Origin of the sequence: Kitasatospora sp. NPDC088264, assembly GCF_040685715.1 — a bacterium.
Classification (GTDB): Bacteria; Actinomycetota; Actinomycetes; order Streptomycetales; family Streptomycetaceae; genus Kitasatospora.
This window is the reverse complement of record NZ_JBFBIR010000023.1, coordinates 41,893-62,481: the sequence shown is the minus strand read 5'-3', so window position 1 is coordinate 62,481 and position 20,589 is coordinate 41,893. Positions and strand designations below refer to the sequence as shown.

Sequence of the window (20,589 nt, the reverse complement as noted above, 5' to 3'; positions counted from 1 at the left end):
GGCGGTGCCGTCGGCGGCGGCGAACCGGGAGGTGGTCCGGACATGACCTCCACTCCTGGATGTATCAGCCCCGTCTTGGTGCGGGCGGCCGGGTGAAGCAGCAGTCGCCGCAGACCCCGGCGCCCGGCCCCACCCGGTAGTACAGGCAGCAGCTGGTCCGCCGGAAGGCGGCGCCGCGCGGGCCGGTCCGTAGCGTCCCGGTACCGGCCAGTGGCGGGCGCGCGAGCAGCTCCGCCACCAACGCCCTTGCGGGGACCGGTGCGTGGGCGTCCAGGACCCGCAGCGTACCGGCCAGGGCGGAGGCGGCGTTGCCCGACAGCAGCCGGGCGGAGAGCGGGACGGCGGACCGCACCGCCGCCGCCAGCGGCTCCAACTGGCCCACCAGGACAGCCTCGTACAGCTGGTCGGCGAGCGGGAGCGAAGTGGGGAACGGAGCGGGGAGCGGGGGCTCCGGCGGCGTCCAGAGGTCGAGCGGCCCCTGATCCGGGATCCGTACCCAGGCGTGCTCCAGTGTCGGGACCGTACCCAGCAGGACGGCCGCCCCGAGGCCCACCGACCAGAAACGGGCGGCCAGTCCGAGGTGCAGGATCGACGCGGCGACCCGCGGCTCGGCGGTGCCGAGCCGCTGCGCCACCACCCGGATCCGCAGGGCCAGCGGCGCGTCCGGCCCGGCGCCGTACAGCTCGGGCAGCGGCCGGAAGCCCGGGGGCGGCCCCGCGCCGGGCGTGGCGGGGGTGTCGAGCGCGAAGTACGGGCCGACGGCGGCGAGTCGGCCGTAGTCGGGGCGGCCGGCGTTCCCGGTGCCGTCGGCGGGGCGGTCGACGGGCATCGGGCGGGCCTCCAGGGCGTTCGGGCGTTCAGGCGCTCGGTGCGCTCGGTGCGTTCGGGCGCGCGGAGGAACGGTACCGCGCCTGTCGGGGGGTGAGCGCGCTGCCGGGGCGGTGGCGCCGGTCCGGGCCGGCGCCACCGCCCCGGGCGCCCGGGGTCAGCGTCCCCGGCCGCCGCCGCGGGCGCCGCGCGGGCGGGTGAGGGTGAAGCGGTCGACGGGGACGAGGTCTCCGTACGGGCCGCTGACGGAGTAGTACGTGACGTCGATGGTGGTCCGGCCGCCGCGCTCGCCCGGGTCGACCTCGAAGGCGGCGAAGCCGTACGGGTTTTCGGCGTCCCGGAAGGCGGACCAGGGGGCGTCCTCGATCACGTACTGCGGGGGCCGCTTGCCGGTGGCCGGGTCGACGGCTCCGACGCCGGTGATGACGCGGGCCTTGGCGGGCTCGAAGAAGAGGTGGTTGGAGGGGGCGGAGGTGCCGCCACCGCCGATCACCAGGTGGACGGTGCCCCGGGTGGTGTCGATGGTGGCGGTGTCGGTGGCGACCGGGACGGGGGTGCGGGTGTCGGTCTGCTGCTGGCCGCGGATCGGGTGCGAGCGCTCGTAGTGGTGCTCGTGGCCGCAGACCACCAGGTCGACGCCGTACTTGTCGAACAGCGGCACCCAGGTCTCGCGGATGCCGAGGTCGGCGCCGTTGAACTTGTCGGCGGTGGAGATGACGACCTGGTGCATGCAGACCACGATCCAGTCGATCTCGGGGTTCGCGTTGGCGGCGGCCAACTCCCGCTCCAGCCAGCGCTGCTGGGCGCCTCCGGAGTAGCCGTGGACGTAGGAGTCGCCGGCGTCCTGGTAGGCGACGTCGTCGTTGTTGAGGCTGATGACGCGGACCGCGCCGGCGGTGAACGCGTACCAGAGGCCGTGCAGTTCGTCGTCGGAGCCGGACGGGGGGAGGTCGAAGTAGGCCTGGTAGGCGCCGTAGCCGGTCGGGCCGTTGCCGCGCTCGTTCTCGTGGTTGCCGGCGGCGGGCATCCAGGGGCGGTGGCGGGCGGAGCGGGTGTTGTTCTCGAACCAGTCGGACCAGGTGCGGACCCGGTCGGTGGCGAGGTTGGCGTAGCAGAGGTCCCCGTTGACGAGGTGGAACAGCGGGGCGATCCGCTCGACTCCGGCGGTGGTGTCGCCGGCGGCGGGGCTGCCCAGGTTGTCGTTGGCGTAGCCGTTCGCGGTCTTCTTGCCGAGGGTGGGGGTGCCCTGGTCGCCGAAGCTGGTGAAGGTGAAGGCGGCCCGGCCGCGCGGGGCGGTGCGGACGGTGCCGAGCTCCGGGGTGGCACCGTCGTGGACGGCGGCGTACACGTAGTCCGTGTCGGGGTGCAGGCCGCTCAGCCGGGCGTGGTGGATCTGGACCTCGGTGCCGGACTTGGCGTCCCGGTAGGTGTTGGTGTCGGCCTGCACGCTGCGGCCCAAGCCGCCGTGCGAAGTGCCGTACCGGACACGGGGGTTGCCGACCGAGGCGGTGGTGTGCCAGGAGACCACGACCTCGCGCGAGGCGTCCGAGCCGAACTGGAGGTGCAGCCCGGCGACGCGCGGGGCGCCGGAGCGGTCCGGCCGCTCCAGCAGCAGCGGAGAGGCGGCGGCGGGCGTGGCCGCGATGCCGGAGAGGGAGACGGCGCCGCCGAGACCGAGACCGGTGGCACCGGCCAGGATCCCGCGCCGGCTGACGGGGAGATGTCCACTGGAAGCGTTCATGGCCGCCAGCCTCACCGCGCGTTGGTGAACCGCGCCGGGGCCGTGACGTGAACTTCCCGCCGGGCCGCATCGGCGGCGGACGGGGAGCGCCGGGTCGGCATCGCCGTCCACGCCTGGGGGACGGGCTACCCGGTGCCGCAGTGATGGGTGCCGCAGTGACGGGCGCCGCGGCGATGGGCCCCGCGGTCACAGGCGCCGCAGTGACGGGCCCTGCCGCGACGGACGCGTCCACGGAGCCGAGGGGGCGCTCCGTGGACGCGGGGAACCTACGAGGCGGGGGTGGCCTCCGGACATCGTGTCCTCCGGCCTGGCAGTTCGATCGTCGACCGAGGTAGTGCCAGTGGCAGACCCTGATCCGTCTCGATCTGTCACCACTGCCTCCTGCGGTCGAACTCCTTCAGCTGCCTCGCAGGTCCACCTCCCATCATGCGCTTCCCACGCCGTGTGCACCAGGGGTCAACCGCCCGAAATCGGATGGATTTCGCAAGTCGGGAGATTCGGGGCGGTGTTACGGCTTCGGCCAGCCGTCGACGAAGGCGAGCGTGCGGTGGTACGGCCCGTCGGGCCCGGTGCTGCGGTAGTCCTCGGTGCTGGTGCCGGTGCGGACGGTGGAGTCGCCGTCGTGGCGGCGGGCGGTGGGGCGCAGGGTGTGGTCGACGGTCGAACGCTCGGTGACGTGGCCGCCGGTGGCCGCGGTGGCCTCGCGGTGGTAGCCGAGGTCCATGGCGGTCCGCTGGTCGGTGTTGCCGGCGGCGTCGTGGGTGACGCGGTAGGTGACGTCCAGCGGTTCGCCCTCGCGCACGGTGGTGGTGCGGTGCGGGCCGCCGCCCCAGGTGGCGGTGGTGCGGGTGAGGTCGGTGCGGTTGTGCAGGGTCACGTCGTTGCCGCTGTCGCGCAGCTGCTGGGCGGAGCGGAAGGCGAGGTCGTCGCGGACCTCGGTGGTGATCCGGCCGTGCGAGGTCTGGACCCAGCCGCGGGCGAGGTCGTGCCGGCCTGCGGTGACGGTCCAGTCGCCGCTGCCGCCGCCGTGGTCGGTGAGCCGGGTGTCGACGGCGGCCTCGGGGGCGACCCGGTGGTCGGTGAGCTGCCCGGTGGTGCGGGCGGTGCCGTGGTCGACGTCGGCGAAGAGGTTGACCTGGCCGGTCCAGGTGTCGTTGTTCTGCGCCTCGGTGGCGTTCACCGCGATGCCGACGGTGTGCGGGCGGCCGTCGAGCAGCAGTCCGACGTAGGGGGTGAGGTCGAGCCGGTAGGCGGGCAGGTCGAAGGCGAAGACGCCGGGGACGGGCCGCCAGAGCAGCGGATCCCACCCGCCGGTGTAGATGACGGGGTAGGGCCAGACCGCGCCGGCCGTCCGCCCGTCGACGGTGAGCCGCAGTTCGCGGAACGGGCCCTTGCCGCAGGAGCCGAGGCCGGGGTTGGCGCTGACGAAGGCGTCGGGCGCGGAGGCGTAGGCGAACTCCTCGCAGGCGCCGCCGCCCCGGGTGTAGACCTCGGCGGTGAGGCGTTCGAGGTTCTGCGGGAAGGTGAGCTCGCGGGTGGCGGCGGGGGCGGCCTGGGTGAGCGCGAACGGCCCGGTGGTGAGCAGGCGGTCGGCGGCGCGGGCGGCGGGCCAGCGGTCGTTCGCGGTGTAGAAGGTGACACTGGCGCTGATGGTGAAGACGCCGGTGTAGGTGGCGTCGGTGACGTTGGCGAGGTCGAGGGAGAACGGCTGCGGGCCGGCGGCGAACAGCGGGGCGTAGCGGGTGAGATCGCGTTCGAGCTTCCATTCGATGCCGTCCTTGGACGGCTCGGGGGTGGAGGAGAGCAGCACCTGGACGCCGCCGACGCGGGCGCTGAAGATGCGGTCGAACTGCCGCCCGGCGACCTGCCCGTGGAGGTCCAGGACCACCGCCGACCAGGGCCCGGCGCAGTCGGCGGGCGGGGTGAGGGTGGTGGTGTACGGGGTGTCGGGCGGGTTGCCGTACCCGTTGCGGAACTGTTGGTCGTGCATCACCTCGACGGTGCAGGAGCGGGTGTCGGGGCGGGTGAGCGGCCGGGTGGCGGTGACCGGGTCGTGGTAGTCGGTGCCGAAGTCGGCGTGGGCGGGGGCGGCGGCGGTGAGGGTGCCGGCGAGGGTCAGGGCGGCGGCGCCGAGGAGGCGGGCGGCGCGGCGAAGCAGCGGGCGGACGGCCAAGGCTGGTCCCCAGGGTTCGGGCGGCCGGCGGGCGCTGCCGCAGGCCGGGTGGGCGGTCCGGGCATCCTTTCGGCGGTGGCATGCCAGCGTCAAGGATTCGCCGGGGGCGCTTCGGGTGCCCGGCGTCGCGGGCCCGGCAAAGCCCTAGTCGACCTCCAGGGCCGCCGCCTCCTGGCGGATCAGGTCCCGCAGGGTGGCCAGCCGGGGCCGGCGGTCGTCCAGCCGCCACTGCATCTCCAGCGGCAGGGTGGCCCGGCCGTCCAGCCGGACGGTGGCCACGTCCTCGGTGAGGTGGCCGGTCATCGAGCCGGGCACCAGCGAGAACGCGCGGTTGCGGGCGAGCAGGTAGAGCCGGGAGCCGACGATCCGCGGCGGGCTGACCAGGACCGGCGGGTCGACGCCGTGGTCCGCGCACAGGCCGAGCACGTGGTCGTAGTAGCGCGGGTGCTGCTCGCGCGGCCACAGCAGCAGCGGCAGGTCGCGCAGTTCGCCGAGGCGCACGCTCGTCCGGCCGGCCAGCGGGTGGTCCCGGCCGAGGGCGACCCGCACCGGCTCGTCGGCGATCCGCTCCAGCCGGTAGCCGGCCACCTCGTCGAGGAAGCGGCCGAGGCCGATGTCGGCGAGTTCGGCGGCCAGCGCGGTGGAGACCTGGCCGGTGTCGACGGCGACCTCGGCGGTGGTGAGCGCGGGCAGTTCCTGTTCGGCGCGGCTGACCACGGCGGGCAGCAGCCGGTTCACCACACTGGGGGAGGCGACGATCCGGGCCGTCCCCAGCCGGGACTCCTCGTGCAGCCGCACCCGGGCCAGCAGCGTCTCGGCCTGCCCGAGCAGCCGGGCGCTCTCGGCGGCCATCACCTCGCCGGCCTCGGTCATCGCCACCGAGCGGCGGCTGCGGTCGAACAGCTCGACACCGACGGTCCGCTCCAGCCGGGCGACTTCCTGGCTGACCGTCGGCTGGGAGATGTGCAGCCGTTCGGCGGCCCGTCCGAAGTGCAGCGTTTCGGCGACGGTGAGGAAGACCTCAAGCTGACGCAAGGTGAAGCCCATGGTTCAAGCCTAAGCCAACCCATAGGTCTGAGCCTATGGAAAGCCCCAGGACTCATTCTGGATTCCGATGCGAACCGTCCATACGCTGAGCGACACGTTGCCCCACCGCAGTGGCATCTCACAGAGAGATCCGACCATGACCGGACTGCCCCCCAGCACCCCCGAAGCCGCCGGCTCCGCGCCGGCCACCCGTTCCGCGCGGGCCATCCGCGTCTCCGAGGAGGTCGCGCAGGCCGTGGCCGACGGCCGGCCCGTGGTCGCGCTGGAATCGACCATCTTCACCCACGGCCTGCCGCGCCCCCGCAACCTGGCCGTCGCGCTGGAGGCCGAGCGACAGCTGCGCGAGGCGGGCGTCGTCCCGGCGACCATCGGCGTGCACGCGGGCGTGCCCACGGTCGGTCTGAGCACCGAGCAGATCACCGAACTGTCCGCGACGGACGGCCTGGACAAGGTGAGCCTGCGCGACCTGCCGGTGGTCGCCGCGCTCGGCCGCCACGGCGGCACCACCGTCGCGGCCACCGCCTTCCTCGCCCACCGGGCGGGCATCCGGGTGTTCTCCACCGGCGGCCTCGGCGGCGTCCACTTCGGCGCCTCCGAGAGCTTCGACGAGTCGGCCGACATGACCACCCTGGCCGCCACGCCGGTCACCGTGATCAGCGCGGGCGTGAAGTCGATCCTCGACATCCGGGCCACCCTGGAGCGCTTCGAGACCTTCAACATCCCGGTCATCGGCTACCGCACCCGCAAGTACCCCGGCTTCTACGTCACCGACTCCGGCCACGAGATCAACTTCAGCGTCGAGTCGCCCGAGGAGGCCGCGCGGCTCATCGAGGCCCGCGACCGCCTCGCCCTGCCGCAGGCCGTCCTGATCGCCAACCCGGTGGACCCCGCCAAGCAGCTGCCGCCGGAGGAACTCGACGGCATCCTGGCCCGCGCCTGGGCCGAGGCCGAGCGCCAGGGCGTCACCGGCAACGCCTCCACGCCGTTCCTGCTCGACCACATCCAGCGCGACACCCAGGGCCGCAGCCTGGAGGTCAACGTCGAGGTCTACCGGGGCAACGTCCGGCTCGGCGGCCAGATCGCGACCGCGCTGGCGGCCGCCGCCCGCAGCGGGGCCTGACCCGTGCTGGGGGTGCTCGGCGACCTCGTCGAGGACATCGTCGTCTGGGTCGACGGCCCGCTGCGGCACGGCACCGACTCCAGCGCCCAGGTCTTCCGGCGGCGCGGCGGCAGCGCGGCGAACGTCGCGAGCTTCGCCGCCGGTCAGTACCCGGCCCGGTTCATCGGCTGCGTCGGCGCCGACCCGGTCGGGGACGGCGTCGTCGCCGAGCTGACCGGGCACGGCGTGGACGTACGGGTCGCCCGGCGCGGCCAGACCGGCAGCATCGTGGTCCTGATCGACCAGACCGGCGAACGGACCATGCTGCCCGACCGCGGCGCGGCCAAGCTGCTGGACCGGGTGCCGGACGAGTGGCTGGCCGGCCTGACCCACCTGCACGTGCCCGCCTACTCCTTCGACGGCGATCCGGTCGGCCGCTCCGCGGTGGACGCGTTGGCGCGGGTCCGACGGGCGGGTGGCACCACCTCGGTGGACGCCTCCTCGACCGGCATGCTGGAGCAGTACGGGCGGGAGCGCTTCCTCGCCCTGCTGGCCGAGTTGGCGCCGACCTTCGTGTTCGCCAACCGGTCCGAGGCGGAGTACCTGGGCCTGCTGGTGGGCGGGCTGCCGGGGCCGGAGCGGGCCCGGCTGGCGGCCACCACCGTGGTCACCAAGGCGGGCGCCGAGGCGACCACCGTCGACGTGCCCGGGGACGCGCCGTTCACGGTGCCCGTGCCGCCGGTGAGCGAGGTGCGCGACCTCACCGGCGCCGGGGACGCCTTCGCGGCGGGATTCCTGGCCGGCTTCCTGGAGGCCGGCGACCTGCACCTGGCCGCCGGCCTCGGGCACCGCAGCGCGGCCCGGGTGCTGGCCACGCCGGGGGCCTCGTTCGCGGAGCGGTGACCTCGGGGAGGCGTCGGGGTGGGCTCGGGACCGCGTCGGGGCGGCGGCGGGGTGGGCTCGGGGCGGTGTCGAGCTGACCATAGGGTGGGCGGCCCTGTGCCCGGGGGCCGCCCACCGGGTGCCCGGCGGCCCGCTCAGCGCAGCGCGTCCTTGCGGAGGAAACGCTTCAGCCGCTGCCAGGGCCAGGTGTTGATCACGTCCTCGGCGGTGAGCCAGCCGCGCTGCGCCGTACCGATGCCGAAGCGCGGGTAGGCGAGCTGCCCGGTGGCGTGGGCGTCGCTGTCGATCGCGAAGCGGACGCCGTGCCGCTTCGCCCGCAGGATGTCCTCGTCACGCAGGTCGAGCCGCTGCGGGGAACTGTTGATCTCGATCGCGGTGCCGGTGCGCGCGGCGGCCGCGAACACCGCGTCCAGGTCGACGTCGATCGGGCCGCGGCGGCCGATCCTCCGGGTGGTGAGGTGGCCGATGACGTGCACGTGCGGATTCTCGCAGGCGCGGATCAGCCGGCGGGTCTGGGCGGCCCGGTCGGCGGTGAAGTGCGAGTGCACGGAGGCCACGCAGACGTCGAAGCCGGCCAGGAACCCGGGCGGCCAGTCCACCCCGCCGTCCGGGCCGATGTTCAGCTCGGTGCCGTGCAGGAGGCGCAGCTTCTGGTGGCGGTCGGCGAGTCGGCGCAGCCGCTCGCGCTGGGCGAGCATCTTCTCGTCCGTCATCCGCTGCATCACCAGGTCCGGTGCGTGGTCGGTGACGGCGTAGTAGGAGTAGCCGCGGGCGGCCGCGGTGTCGATCATCTCCTCCAGGGTGGCCAGGCCGTCGGTCAGGTCGGTGTGCGTGTGCAGGTCGCCGCGAAGGTCCGACTCCTGGACCAGATCCGGGAGTTCACCGCGCAGGGCGGTCTCGATCTCGCCCCGGTCCTCGCGCAGCGGCGGCGCGATCCACGGCAGGCCGAGTGCCGCGTACACCTCGTCCTCGGTCGCGGACGCCACCTTGGCGCCGTCCGCGCCCTCGCCGTCCGTTTCCTCGCCGTCCGCTCCCTCGGCGGCGGTCCGGAACAGGCCGTACTCCGAGAGCTTCAGCCCGGCCCGGACGGCCATCGTGCGCAGCCTGATGTTGTGCGCCTTCGATCCGGTGAAGTAGACGAGTGCCGCGCCCCAGTCCTCCTCCGGGACGACCCGCAGGTCCACCTGCACGCCCCCGGTGGTGCGCACCGAGGTCTTGGTCGGACCGCTCGCGATCACCTCGGCCACGTACGGGAGTCCGGTGAGCGCGGCCATCAGCGGGGCGGAGTCGGCGGCCGTCGCCAGCACGTCGACGTCGCCGACCGTCTCGCGCATCCGGCGCAGCGACCCCGCGCACGCGCAGCGGGTGCAGCCGGGCACGGCGGACAGCGCGGCGACGAGCTGCTCGGCCAGTTCGGTGGCCGCGTCGAGCAGCGTGCGGCCGCCGGAGCGCCGCAGCAACTCGATGCCGTGCAGGATCTTCTCGCCGCTGCGCTCGCCGAAGCCCGCCACGCCGGACAGCCGGTCGGAGCGGACCGCCTCGGCCAGGTCGTCGACGGAGGCGATGCCCAGGTCGCGGTAGAGGGCGAGGGCGCGCTTGGGGCCGACGCCGGGCACGGCCGTCATCTCCCGGACCCCGGACGGGACTTCGACGCGAAGGGCCTCCAGGGCGGTGATCCGCCCGGTGGTGAGGTACTCGGCGACCTTCTCGGCGGTGGACTTCCCGACGCCGGGGATCTGCTGCAGGCCCTTGGCGTCCAGGCCGGCGACGTCCTCGGAGTGGCCGCCCACCGCGCGGGCGGCCTTCTCGTAGGCCCGCGCCCGGAAGGCGTCCCCGCCGGTGATGTTGATCAGGTCGGCGTACTCCTGGAGCAGCTCCCGCACCTGGTCGTTGAGCCGGGGCATGGGGCCAGTCTAGGGGGGTCTCCGGGCTCCGGCCCGGGCGGCGGACCTCCGGGCGGGCGAAGGGAGTTCGTGAGGCCCGGCCCGGGGTCGGCGGCGCCGCGTCGCGGGCCCGCGGCGGGCCGGAGCCCGGGCCTGCCCCGCCGGTCGGCGGGTGTGGCACCGGCCGACCGGCGGGGGTGGTGCCCGGTTCGCGTCCCGGAGCCGGATTGTCACCCGAACGAGTGAGGTGCAGGCTGACAGCAGGGCCTGGGAAGCGGCCCGCGCCGGTCGGCCGCGGTACTGATGACGGCCGCCGGCGATGCGTGAGGGGCAGGGCGATGGCAAGCGGGAAGCTCTGGGGCTATGTCGCATCGGGGGCCAGGGCACTCGGCGCCCTCGGCGGGCCGGGTGGCCCCGGCCGTACGGGCGGGCCCGGCGGCGTGGTGGCGGGCGAGGAACCGGGACCGTTCCGACCGGGCGAGATGGCCGGGCCCCGGGAGCTGTCCCGGCCGGAACTGGAGCGCGTCGAGTGGACCGGCCGGCAGGCCGGCTGCGAGCCGCAGGCACGGCACGTCCAGGTGGCCGAGGTGGTCCGCAAGGTGGTGCGCGGCGGCGGCCGGGCGGCGGCGGTGACGACCCGGCTGGCGCCGGGGCTGCCGGTGGTGGCCGCGGACGCCCGGCGGCTGGAGGCCGCGCTCGCCGGCCTGGTCGACCACGCGATCCGGCGCAACCCGCCCGGCGGGCGGGTGTTGGTCCGCGCCGAGGTGGCGGGCGGGCCGGGCCCGGCCGCGACGGCCCTGCGGGCGGCCGGGTTGAGCGGGGCGGCGCGACCGCGCGGGCGGGTGGAGATCCGGGTGGCCGACCGGGGGTCGTCCGAGCTGCCCGGGGCGCGGGAGTGGCTGCTCGCGGGCGCCCGCGCCGACGGGCCGGTCGGGCCCGCCGTGCACAGCCTGGTGCTGGCGGCGGGCGGGCGGCTGGCGGTGGAGGCCACGCCGGGCGGCGGGCTGACGGTGGTGCTGCTGCTGGTGGTCGCGCACGACTGACGGAAGGCCGGCGGACGGTCGGCGTGCGGCCCTTCGCGACCCTCTTGCTCACCGCAAAGACATCTTCGCAAAAAACCCTTTGCAAAGATGTCTTTGCGGTTCTACGCTCCTGCCATGACCGATGAACGCGGCTGGATGCACAGCGATGACCCCCACATCGTCCTCACGGCCAAGGGCATGCGGGCGATGGCCCACCCCGTGCGCATGCAGCTGGTCGGGCTGCTGCGCAAGCACGGCCCCTCCACGGCGACCAGGCTCGCCGAGCAGCTGGGGCTCAACTCCGGGGCGACCAGCTACCACCTCCGCCAGCTCGCCGCCGCGGGCTTCGTCGAGGAGGATCCCGAGCGCGGAAACGCCCGTGAGCGGTGGTGGCGTTCGGCCCACAAGTTCACCGTCTGGACGGGTGACGACATGGCCGACGAGGAGCCCGACACGGCCGTCGGCTTCCTCCGGTCCGTCCTCACCGCCCACGCCCTGACCGCACAGCGGTCGGTCGACGCCTTCGAGACGATGCCGCGGGAGTGGCGCAAGGCGGTCGGCCTCAGCGACGTGCTGTTGCAGCTCACCCCCGAGGAGGCCGGGCAACTGGCCGCTGATCTGTCCGCGGTGGTGCGGCGCTACCGCGTGCTGGACGCGGAGGGGCCGGCCCCGGAGGGCACCGAGCGGGTCTCCGTGGTCGTGCACGTGCTGCCCGACGCGAGCGTCGGCACCGGCGCTGGTGCCGACAGTGACACCGACACCGACACCGGTGAGGCGGGGTCCCGATGACCACCGTCGCCGACGCGCCCGCGCGTAGCCTCCGACCGCTGGTCGGGGTGCTCTCCGCGATGGCCGTCTCCATCACCGGGACGCGTGTCTCGGCCATCGCCCTGCCCTGGTTCGTCCTGGCCACCACCGGCAGCGCCACCATGACGGGCCTGGTCGCCTTCGCCGAGATGGCGCCGTACGTGCTGGTCAAGGCGCTGACCGGGCCGCTGGTCGATCGGCTCGGGCCGCGGGTGGTGTCCTGGACGACGGACTTGGTGAGCGCCGTCGCGGCCGGGCTGGTCCCGCTGCTGCACGCCTTGGGGCTGCTGCCGTTCGGGGTGCTGCTGGCGATGGTCGCGGTGATCGGCGCGATGCGCGGCCCGGGGGATCTGGCCAAGTCGGTCATGGTCCCGGAGGCCGCCGACCGCGCCCGGGTGCCGATGGAGCGCGCCACCGGTCTCTCCGGCGTCACCGAACGGCTGGCTTCCACGGTCGGCCCGGCGGTCGGTGGCGGGCTGGTCGCGCTGATGGGCCCGCTGGCCGGGCTGGCGCTCAACGCCGCCACCTTCGCCCTGGGGTCCCTCGTCATCGCCTTCGCCCTGCCGCGCGGGATGGGGCGCGCGGCGGCCCTGGCATCCGCCGGCGAGCAGGCCGCCGGGGCCGAGTCCGAGTCCAAGTCCGGGGCCGAACCGGTGGGTTACTGGCGGATGTTCCGCGAGGGCTTCACCTTCCTGCGCTCCGATCCGCTGCTGCTCACCGTGACGGTGCTGGTCGGCATCACCAACCTGCTCGACGCCGGGTTCATCACGGTCCTCCTCCCGGTTTGGGCGCGGGAGTCGGGGAACGGCCCGGCCGCCATCGGCCTGACCGGCACCGCCGGGGGAATCACGGCGGTCGTCGGCAGCCTGATCGCGGCGGCCGTCGCCCACCGGCTGCCCCGCCGGACGGTGTTCTTCGCCGGCTTCCTGCTCGTCGGGGCCCCGCGCTTCCTGGTGCTCGCGTGCGGCGCGCCGCTGTGGGTGGTGCTCACGGTCTTCGCGGTCGGCGGCTTCGGCGGCGGTTTCCTCAACCCGATCCTCGGCGCGGTGCTCTTCGAGCGGGTGCCCCGCCACCTGCTCGGCCGCGTCCACGCCCTCGGCGACTCCCTCGCCTGGGCCGGTATCCCGCTCGGCGGCCTGCTGGCCGGCGCAGCGGTCGGCCTCGTCGGGCTGATACCCACCCTGGTCGCGGGCGGCGCCCTCTACTTCGCCTCCACGAACCTGGCCGGGTTGCGGCCGGAGTGGCGTGAGATGGACCGCCGGCGCGGCCGGACGGGCACTGCCGACGAGGCGAGGCCCGAGCCGGGGACAGGGCCCGAGCCCGAGCCGGGGACAGGGCCTGAGCCGGCGACGGAGCCCGAGCTCGCGCCCGCGTCGGTCCCGGCGCGCCCGTAGGCCTGTCGCACAGGGGCGGCGAGGCGAGCGTGCGGCCGGAACCAGTCGGGCAGAACCAGCTGGTCAGAACCAGTGCAGGCAGTGCGGGGCGCGCTCGGCGCTGAAGAGGGCGTCGGCGAGGGCGGCCGCGCCCGGGCGGTGGGCCCGGATGTGCCCGGCGCGCACCAGCGTGCTCGGGGTGGTGCCGCCGAGGTAGACCGAGCCCAGGTCGCTCACGTCCAGGGACAGGTCGGGCTCCCGGTCCGTCGGGACGCACTCGGCCTTCCCGTCCTGGACGGTCAGCAGGTAGCGGCCGTGCTCGCCGAGGAACGGGTCGTCGACGTCGAGGACGAGCTCGCCGTCCACGAACCAGCCGCGCGAGGTCAGCGCCCGCGGGACGTCCAGCAGCCGCACCCAGAGCCAGTCGGTGCTGCTGCTCCCCTCGCCGGCGTTGAAGTCCGCAAGCTGCCAACGCAGCGGGTGGTCGGACGGAACGTGCTTGAACACGACCTGGGAGACCAGGTCGTGTTCGAGCGCGAACCGGGCCAGGGCCGTGGCGACGGCGTCGTCGGTGGCGATGGTCTCGTCGACCGTCAAGGTGCCGTCGCCGAGCGAGTAGCAGGCGTAGCCGTCCGGGACACCGTCGGCATCCCGGTGGACGGCGACGTAGCGCGACGCCGAGGAGACCGGGGGCCGGCCCGCGCCCAAGGCCCACCAGCGGTGCGGCCGGGACAGTGCGCCGGGCTGTGCGCGGCGGTACCGGTCGTAGACCGCTTCCAGGATCTCGCCGCACTCGGCCCGCCGCAGCAGCTCGATCGAGCCGGTGCCCGGGCCGGGCGCCGCAGTGTCGGCCGTTCCGCGCGCCCGGGGGAGGGCGAAGGCGGCCTGATGGCGCGGCACCGTCAGCCGCTGCGTGTAGGTCGCCGGTCCGTAGCCGAACCTGCGGTAGATCACGGCCTCGGAGGCCAGCAGTACGGAGAGGAACTCCCCGCGGGCCCGAAACTCGGCGAGCTGGCGCTGCATCATCGCGGTGAGCACGCCCTGGCGCCGGTGCGAGGGCAGGACGCCGACGCCGGTCACCCCGCTGGTGGGGACGAGGGCCTCACCGGGCAGGGTGAGCTCGAAGGTGTACGCGCCGGCGGTGCCGACGGGCCGCCCGTCCGCCGTCACGGCGAGCAGGTTGCGGTCCATCTCGGTCGCCGACCACCAGAGCCCGCCGCCGTCGGCCGGGGTCTCCGGGAAGAGCCCGAACGCGGCATGGAGCGTGTCGACGTAGACGTCGAGGTCCTGATCGGTTGTCGGACGGATCTCCATCGTTACCGCTTCCTCCCCTGGATGACGACGGCACCACGGCCCGTGTGCCTCGCCACAGTGCAGCGTTGACCCGTGGCCCGGTCAAGCGAATTACGCTCCGGCACCGGTGGTCAGGCCGGACCGTTTCCCGGACGGCCTCCGGGGCCTTCCTCGGGCCGCTCGTCCTCCGGTGGCGCCCCGACGCTCTCCGGGGCTTCGCGGACGCTGCCCGGCATCGCCGGGTGGCGGCCGATCACGATCACCCCGACCACGATGGCCAGCAGTCCGGCGGACTGCCAGGCCAGCGCACCCGGCGTGACCCGCAGCCGGTCGCCGAGGAAGCCGACCGCGCAGGCGATCCCGGACAGCGGCTGGGCGGCGGTCAGCGCCGGCAGGGACATCCGCAGCGGCGCGGCCTCGAAGGCGCTCTGCACCAGCAGCAGCCCGACCACGCCCGCCGCCACCACCGCGTACGGCTGCCAGCTGCGCAGCACCGCGTCCAGCCCGCTGTGGTCGAGGCGCTGGGTGGTGGTGCGGGTCAGCGCGTCCTGGAGGCCGTAGAGCAGACCGGCGGCGAGGGCCAGCAGGGTGGCCTCCTCGAACAGCGGCAGCCGCCGGGCCAACGAGACCAGAAGCAGGGTCAGCCCGACCACCGTGCCGACCACCAGCCAGTGCCGCAGTTCCCCGGCGGGCGCACCGCCGCCATTGGGCCGGCCGGCCACGATGAACGCCGTCACCCCGAGGCCGAGCAGCAGCACCCCGGCCCAGCCCGAGCGGCCGAGGGTCTGGCGGGTCAGCACCCGGGAGAGCGCCATGGCGAACAGCAGGTTGGTCGCGAGCAGCGGCTCGACGAGCGAGACCTCGCCCTGGTTGAGGGCGAGCGCGGACAGGATCAGTCCGCACACCATGAACCCGGTGCCGAGCAGCCACTCGGGCATCCGCATCAGGTCCAGGAGCAGCCGCCAGTGCAGCAGGTCGGCACGGGGCGCCCGCTGCGCCGCGTGCTGCTGGAGGACGAAGCCGAGGCCCAGGCAGCAGGCGGCGCCGAGGGCGAGGAGGAAGACCGCCACGGAGGGACCACCCGGTTGTCACTGCCCGCGCCGCGCCGGCGGGTCCGGGTTCGGTCGGCGGTCGCGGCGCGCTTCCGTCAGCGTACCGCCGGGGCGGCGACGCGGCCCGGCCGGCGGCGGAGAGCAGCCGCGGCCGGGAGACCCGTGGTGGGGGAACTGGTTCCCGGTCGGGTCCGCAGCCCCGGGCCGGGCCCGCTTGCCGCCACGGGCCGGACGGGCGCACGCTGGTGTGAGCGGCCGCCACGGCTCACCGTCCGTGCCGGTCCGGACAGGCGCGAGGGGGCCGCTGCCAGGAGGTGTGGCATGCACAACCAGTGGGACGTGGAGCTGAGCTTCGAGGAAGACGGAGTGCACACGGCGTGCGAGGCCAGACTGACCGGTGCGCGGGCGCCGGGCTTGCGCGCCCACGGGGAGTCGATGAAGAGCACGGACGACCGCCCGCTCGCCAGGATCGGTGAGGAGGTCGCGGCCTCCCGAGCCCTGGAGGAGCTGTCCCGCAAGCTGCGGGCGCAGGCCACCGGGGAGATCGACGACGAAGGACACCGCCCGGGGTACCTGATCTACTGATCCCCGCCCCCGTCGGCCGTCCCGCGCTCGCACGGGACGGCCCGGGACCACGCGGACGTCAGGACCAGGGGTTGGCCGGCTGGTCGTTGATCGCCGTCCAGAACCGGGTGCCCGCCGGGAGGGTGCCGGCCGCCCAGAGCGACCAGCCCTGCCCGTCGTGGAACTCGGCCATTCGCCAGCCGGCGCCGAAGGAGTCCTCGCAGAGCCCGTCGGCGTCGTCCCGGCCGCTCAGGTCGGACCCGGCCGTCGGGGCCGTCGCGGCGACCTCCCCGCCCGCCCAGCTGTGGAAGCCGGCGGTGGGGATCCCGGTGGGGGCCGGGCGGCCGTCCTGGTGGAGGCAGAGCACCGGCAGTTCGGTGTCGGCGGCGGTGTCCCCGAGGTAGGGGTTGCTGGCGCTGTCGGTGCCGACGTGCACCACACCGGCGCGCTGTTCCAGGGCGGTCCAGGTCAGCCCCGGGTGTTCGCCCGCCGAGGCGGCGACGGCCGGCCCGTCACGGTCCACGGCGGACGCGCTGCCCGGGGTGACGGCCAGCGCGGTGAGCGCGAGCACCGCCGCGGGGGCGAGGCGTCGGACGAACGCGGGCATGGCTGCTCCGTGAGGTGTGAGTGGGCCGACGTGGCGGTGTCAGTCTGCCAGCGCCAAGTCGAGTGCGGTACAAGGGATTTGGCGACTCTGGCGAGTTCGGGCCAATCCGTCGCCGGCGGCTTGTGCGCAGCGGCCGGGCAGGGCCGGTTCGCCGCGGGCGTGGCGCCCGTGCCGTCCGAACGGCCCTGCCGTCAGCCGCGGGGGGCGGCGAGGAATCCGGTCAGCCGGGCGTTGATCTCCGCCGCGCCCGCCATGGGCAGGTGGTGGTGCGAGAGGCCCGGCAGGACGGCGACCGTCGCCTCGGGTAGGGCGCGGCGGGCGGCCTCGGCGACCCGGGGGGCGTGGTGGGTGCGGCTGTGTTCGGCGAACAGGGCGAGGGTCGGGGTGGTGAGGGAGCGCAGCCGGTCGAGGCCGGGGCGGGGGCCGGTGACGACGCGGGTGGCGGGGAAGTCGGCGTATCCGAGGGCGTAGACCTCGCGCCAGCCGGGGTCCGGGCGGGGGCCGTCGCCGGCCTCCCAGTCGAGGTAGGCGCGGGCCCGGGCGGCGGTGCGGCGGGGGAGGAAGAGCGGCAGGGCGTGCAGCAGGTAGTCGGGGCGGAAGCCGGCGAAGCACTGGGTGGGATCGAGGAGGGCGAGTCGGCCGACCCGGGCGGGCGCGTGCAGGGCGTACTCCAGGGCGATCCAGCCGCCGTAGGAGTGGCCGCAGAAGTCGGCCCGGGGGAGGCCGAGTTGGTCGAGGACGGCGTCCAACCAGCCGAGCAGCCCGGGGACGCCGGCGAGCGGGGCGCCGTCGTGGACGCTGCGGCCCGGGTCGCCGATGAGGTCGGGGGCGAGGACGCGGTGCCCGGCGGCCGTCCACGCGGCGACGTTGGCGAACCACATGGTGGAGGTGGCGCCGCCGCCGTGCAGCAGGACGAGGGGGCGGCCGTCGGACGGGCCGCAGGCGTTGATCCGGGTGGTGCCGTGGGGCGTTCGGACGGTGAGGTGCTCGACCTGGACGGGCCAGCGGGCCAGCAGTGCGTCGTAGGCGGTGAGGAAGGCGGCGGTGCGGGCGGGGGAGGGCGTGGTGCGGGCGGACATGATGGGACTCCGCGGGGGTGAAGGCAGCGCCCGGCCGATCTGCGGGCGCTGATCCAACTGGTGGACGCCTCCCGGGCCGGCCGGGGGGTGACCCCGGCCGGCCCGGGGAGGCGTTGGGATCGAACTCGGCGGGCACCACCGGTCTGGGGGAGTGACCGGCGGGGCGTCAGAACCAGGTCTCGCCGTAGTGCGGCCCGGGGTGGTCCTCGCGCAGCAGGCAGATGTTGGGGTCGCGCGGCGGCTCCGGCCCCTCGTACGGGCCGACGGCCGGGCAGCGCGGCCCGACCTCGACCAGGTACTCGGGCCAGGACGCCCAGTGCAGGTCGAAGCCGACGCCCTGGACCAGCGCGGAATGGGTGCCGCCGTGCCCGCCGGCGAGGTCGCAGCGCAGGCGCGGATCGATCAGGAAGGCACCGCGCGGAACGGTGTTGTAGTGGTCCACGTCCGTCTGCGGCAGCGTGACGACGGACGGACAGTGGTGGAACTCTGCGGAACGAAGGTCCGGTTGGCTCATGGGCGCCAGCATTCCACCGGGAGTCCGACGAGGGCCCCGGTTCCCCGCTTTTGTACGGCTCGTGGGGGACAACTGTCGTGCCGTGTACGGGTGGTCGTCACCTCTCCGGAAGGCTCCGGCTACGCGGCGAGGGACCAGCTGATCACCGACAGGGTCGCCATCGACGCCAGGGTCGACCAGAGCACCGAGTCCCGGGCGAGCCCGGTGCCCTGGCCGTACTCGCGGGCGTAGACGTAGACGTTCTGCGCGGTGGGCAGGGCGGAGAAGAGCACCACGGTGAGGAGCTGGTGCGCGGGGAGGTGGAGCAGCGGGCCGGCCACCGCGAAGGCGACCAGCGGCTGTATCAGGGTCTTGACCGCGACGGTCAGCCCGACCTCGGCGTGGCGCGAACGGCCGGTGGCCGGCGGGCGGTTGTGCAGCGACATGCCGAGGGCGACCAGGGCGGTCGGCACGGCGGCGCCGCCGAGCAGTTCGCAGGAGCGGTTCAGCTCGGCGGGCAGGTGAAACCCGCAGGCGGAGGCGGCGGCGCCGAGCGCGGTGGCCAACAGGATGGGGTTGCGCAGTGGCAGGGTGAGCAGGGCCCGGCGGCCGGCCGCGCCGCCGTCGAGGACGGCCAGCACCGCGGGCGTGACCACCAGGATCTGGAACAGCACCACCGGTGCGACGAAGGAGGCGTCACCGAGGAGCTGCATCGCCACCGGGATGCCGAGGTTGGCCGAGTTGACGTACCCGCAGGCCATCGCGCCGATCGCCAACTCGCCGGTCTTGCGCCGGAACAGCAGGCGCCCGGCGAGCAGCCCGAGGCCGATCGAGACGACGGTGCCGGCGGTGAAGGCGAGCATCGAGGGGTTGGCGAAGTGGTCCAGCGGGGTGCGGACGATCATCAGGAACAGTGAGGCCGGCATCGCCACGTGGAAGACGAACCGGTTGAGCACCGGCTCCGCGTGCGGCCCGAGCAGCCCGGTCCGGCCGACCAGGTAGCCGACCCCGGTCAGCGCCCAGATCGGGGCGAATCCGGACAGCAGGGGGTGCAGGGATGGCATGGTTCCTCGGATCGCTCGGACGGTCTGCCGGGTGGGCCGGGGGTCTCCCGCCCCGGGGCAGTAAACCAGTGAGCGTGAACGGGGAGACCACGGGCCTACGATGAGCCGATGGAGCCCGAGAACGCGCCGATGGAACCCGAGTACCTGAGCCTGGCCGAGGTGGAGGCGATCGCCCGCCGCGCGCACGAGGGGCAGGTCGACAAGAACGGCCACCCGTACGGCGAGCACATCGCGGCGGTCGCACACGGGACGGCCGCGCGCGGTGGCAGTGACGCCCAGATCGCGGCGGGCTGGCTGCACGACACCGTCGAGGACGACCGGTTGAGCCGGGAGTGGCTGGCGGGGGCCGCGTTGTCCGAGGCCACCAAGACGATCGTGGACGCGCTCACCCGCCGCCCCGACGAGCCGGTCGAGGCGTACACCGCGCGGGTCCTGGCCACGCCGGGCGCGTTGCTGGTCAAGCGTGCCGACCTCGCCCACAACTCGGACCCGGCCCGGCTGGCCGCGCTGGACGTCGCGACCGCCGAGCGCTTGGCCGCCAAGTACGCGCGGATGCGGGAACTGCTCGGGCTCACCGGCGAGCTCTGAGCGACGGGGCGCGGCCCGGGCGTCCGGACGAGCCGGGAGCGGGTCGGGCGAGGCGGGGGCGGGTCGGGCGAACCGGGAGCGGGCCGGGTGAGCCGGGGGCGGGTCGGGCGAACGGCGGGAGGCACCGCGCGACCCGCGAGAGGTGCGTGGGAACCACGAGAGGGCCCGGGCCACGCGGATCGCGCGGGCCCGGGCCCTCTGGGGTCACCCCGGTGATCCCTGTCCGACCCCCGGGGTGAGGGGGGAGTGGTCAGGATGCGGGTGGAGTCCGGTGAGCCGAGGTGGTCGGCTTAGTACCAGTGGTTGGCCTGCCAGAAGGTCCAGGCGGCGTTCGGGCTGCCGTAGCGGGAGTTCATGTAGTCCAGCGCCCACTTGATCTGGGTGGTCGCGTTGGTCTTCCAGTCGGAGCCGTGCGTCGCCATCTTGGAGCCCGGCAGCGCCTGGGCCAGGCCGTACGCGCCCGAGCTGGCGTTGGTCGCTGTCACGTTCCAGCTGGACTCGTGGGCGATGATCTGGCTGAAGGAGGCCAGCTGGTTCGCCGGGACGATCTGGGCGGCCACGGCCTGCGGGGACAGGGTGGCGGCGTTCGCGGTGGCGGGCAGCACACCCGCGCCCAGGGCGGTCAGACCGGCGGCGCCGGCGAGAATCGCGGCGGAAGTGCGCATGCGGAGCTTGAAAGTGGGCATGAAGAACAGGACCTCAATCGGGTTGGGCCGGGTCACGCCCCGCCTTGGACCATGGCCGGACAGGGGCCGAAATGGTCGTGGGGCGTGACCTGGCAGTAAGTCGCTACCGGCGGGACAGGTGCCGGTGCGGCTGACGACTGAGCCATTGTTGGCATGCCGGATCGGGCGTCGCCAAGACCCCCTTGTTACGACCCCCGGTCGTACGGGGGGTGGCCGCCGTGGATTCGAAGGGTCGGTTGCGCGGAGCGCGCCGACCGGCGGTGGCCTGCGCGAACGCCCCGTCGGCG

19 protein-coding genes are annotated in these 20,589 nt (G+C 74.6%); 7 read left to right on the top strand and 12 right to left on the bottom strand.

Features of this window, described 5'->3' with window-relative positions:
- Window positions 1–64: 64 nt before the first annotated feature.
- From AB0O82_RS19720 to AB0O82_RS19705, 4 genes are all read right to left on the bottom strand, one after another.
- Entirely contained in the window at window positions 65–829 is a 765-nt protein-coding gene (locus AB0O82_RS19720; RefSeq protein ID WP_363585277.1) for a (2Fe-2S)-binding protein, read from the bottom strand.
- Between the two features lie 156 nt (window positions 830–985).
- Complete coding sequence (locus AB0O82_RS19715) at window positions 986–2,569, bottom strand: metallophosphoesterase family protein (protein ID WP_363585275.1); 1,584 nt, start codon at window positions 2,567–2,569, stop codon at window positions 986–988.
- A gap of 508 nt (window positions 2,570–3,077) precedes the next feature.
- The gene (locus tag AB0O82_RS19710) at window positions 3,078–4,742 is read right to left on the bottom strand and encodes a peptide-N4-asparagine amidase (protein ID WP_363585273.1); all 1,665 of its coding nucleotides are present in this window, start codon (window positions 4,740–4,742) and stop codon (window positions 3,078–3,080) included.
- A 144-nt stretch (window positions 4,743–4,886) separates the two neighbouring features.
- Window positions 4,887–5,789 (bottom strand): LysR family transcriptional regulator, encoded by a 903-nt coding sequence (locus tag AB0O82_RS19705; RefSeq protein WP_363585271.1) that lies wholly within the window; start codon window positions 5,787–5,789, stop codon window positions 4,887–4,889.
- A 136-nt stretch (window positions 5,790–5,925) separates the two neighbouring features.
- On the opposite strand from AB0O82_RS19705, the gene AB0O82_RS19700 reads away from it, so the two are divergent.
- Both AB0O82_RS19700 and AB0O82_RS19695 read left to right on the top strand, forming a co-directional pair.
- Window positions 5,926–6,909 carry a pseudouridine-5'-phosphate glycosidase gene (locus tag AB0O82_RS19700; RefSeq protein ID WP_363585269.1) on the top strand — a complete coding sequence of 328 codons (984 nt, stop codon included), beginning with the start codon at window positions 5,926–5,928 and terminating at the stop codon, window positions 6,907–6,909.
- Window positions 6,910–6,912: 3 nt separating this feature from the next.
- Window positions 6,913–7,791 (top strand): PfkB family carbohydrate kinase, encoded by an 879-nt coding sequence (locus AB0O82_RS19695; protein ID WP_363585267.1) that lies wholly within the window; start codon window positions 6,913–6,915, stop codon window positions 7,789–7,791.
- A 134-nt stretch (window positions 7,792–7,925) separates the two neighbouring features.
- On the opposite strand, the gene polX is transcribed toward AB0O82_RS19695, so the two are convergent.
- Complete coding sequence (gene polX, locus AB0O82_RS19690; RefSeq protein ID WP_363585265.1) at window positions 7,926–9,695, bottom strand: DNA polymerase/3'-5' exonuclease PolX; 1,770 nt, start codon at window positions 9,693–9,695, stop codon at window positions 7,926–7,928.
- 317 nt (window positions 9,696–10,012) lie between these two features.
- Between polX and AB0O82_RS19685 the strand changes: the two genes are divergently transcribed.
- The 3 genes from AB0O82_RS19685 to AB0O82_RS19675 all read left to right on the top strand — a co-directional run bounded on the left by AB0O82_RS19685 (window position 10,013) and on the right by AB0O82_RS19675 (window position 12,897).
- The gene (locus tag AB0O82_RS19685) at window positions 10,013–10,717 is read left to right on the top strand and encodes a hypothetical protein (RefSeq protein ID WP_363585263.1); all 705 of its coding nucleotides are present in this window, start codon (window positions 10,013–10,015) and stop codon (window positions 10,715–10,717) included.
- A gap of 114 nt (window positions 10,718–10,831) precedes the next feature.
- Window positions 10,832–11,485, top strand: coding sequence for a helix-turn-helix domain-containing protein (locus tag AB0O82_RS19680; RefSeq protein WP_363585261.1), 654 nt, complete (start codon window positions 10,832–10,834; stop codon window positions 11,483–11,485).
- Window positions 11,482–12,897 (top strand): MFS transporter, encoded by a 1,416-nt coding sequence (locus AB0O82_RS19675; RefSeq protein WP_363585259.1) that lies wholly within the window; start codon window positions 11,482–11,484, stop codon window positions 12,895–12,897. The genes AB0O82_RS19680 and AB0O82_RS19675 overlap by 4 nt, the downstream gene beginning before the upstream one ends.
- Before the next feature lie 63 nt (window positions 12,898–12,960).
- On the opposite strand, the gene AB0O82_RS19670 is transcribed toward AB0O82_RS19675, so the two are convergent.
- Window positions 12,961–14,190 carry a GNAT family N-acetyltransferase gene (locus AB0O82_RS19670; protein ID WP_363585257.1) on the bottom strand — a complete coding sequence of 410 codons (1,230 nt, stop codon included), beginning with the start codon at window positions 14,188–14,190 and terminating at the stop codon, window positions 12,961–12,963.
- Window positions 14,191–14,300: 110 nt separating this feature from the next.
- Window positions 14,301–15,239 carry a DMT family transporter gene (locus AB0O82_RS19665; protein WP_363585255.1) on the bottom strand — a complete coding sequence of 313 codons (939 nt, stop codon included), beginning with the start codon at window positions 15,237–15,239 and terminating at the stop codon, window positions 14,301–14,303.
- A gap of 303 nt (window positions 15,240–15,542) precedes the next feature.
- On the opposite strand from AB0O82_RS19665, the gene AB0O82_RS19660 reads away from it, so the two are divergent.
- Window positions 15,543–15,806: a dsRBD fold-containing protein gene (locus tag AB0O82_RS19660; RefSeq protein ID WP_063350242.1), complete on the top strand. Its 264-nt coding sequence runs from the start codon at window positions 15,543–15,545 to the stop codon at window positions 15,804–15,806.
- A gap of 58 nt (window positions 15,807–15,864) precedes the next feature.
- Here the strand turns inward: AB0O82_RS19660 and AB0O82_RS19655 are convergent, their stop codons facing one another.
- The 4 genes from AB0O82_RS19655 to AB0O82_RS19640 all read right to left on the bottom strand — a co-directional run bounded on the left by AB0O82_RS19655 (window position 15,865) and on the right by AB0O82_RS19640 (window position 19,028).
- Window positions 15,865–16,392, bottom strand: a complete 528-nt coding sequence (locus AB0O82_RS19655) for a hypothetical protein (RefSeq protein WP_363585253.1) — start codon at window positions 16,390–16,392, stop codon at window positions 15,865–15,867.
- Between the two features lie 191 nt (window positions 16,393–16,583).
- Window positions 16,584–17,471 carry an alpha/beta fold hydrolase gene (locus tag AB0O82_RS19650; protein WP_363585251.1) on the bottom strand — a complete coding sequence of 296 codons (888 nt, stop codon included), beginning with the start codon at window positions 17,469–17,471 and terminating at the stop codon, window positions 16,584–16,586.
- 166 nt (window positions 17,472–17,637) lie between these two features.
- A complete protein-coding gene (locus tag AB0O82_RS19645; protein WP_363585249.1) occupies window positions 17,638–17,985 on the bottom strand; it encodes a hypothetical protein in 348 nt (115 codons plus the stop codon).
- A 119-nt stretch (window positions 17,986–18,104) separates the two neighbouring features.
- Entirely contained in the window at window positions 18,105–19,028 is a 924-nt protein-coding gene (locus AB0O82_RS19640) for an AEC family transporter (protein WP_363585247.1), read from the bottom strand.
- Between the two features lie 108 nt (window positions 19,029–19,136).
- Between AB0O82_RS19640 and AB0O82_RS19635 the strand changes: the two genes are divergently transcribed.
- Window positions 19,137–19,616, top strand: coding sequence for an HD domain-containing protein (locus AB0O82_RS19635; protein ID WP_363585245.1), 480 nt, complete (start codon window positions 19,137–19,139; stop codon window positions 19,614–19,616).
- Window positions 19,617–19,906: 290 nt separating this feature from the next.
- Here the strand turns inward: AB0O82_RS19635 and AB0O82_RS19630 are convergent, their stop codons facing one another.
- Complete coding sequence (locus AB0O82_RS19630; protein WP_350879079.1) at window positions 19,907–20,281, bottom strand: transglycosylase SLT domain-containing protein; 375 nt, start codon at window positions 20,279–20,281, stop codon at window positions 19,907–19,909.
- Between the last annotated feature and the right edge of the window lie 308 nt (window positions 20,282–20,589).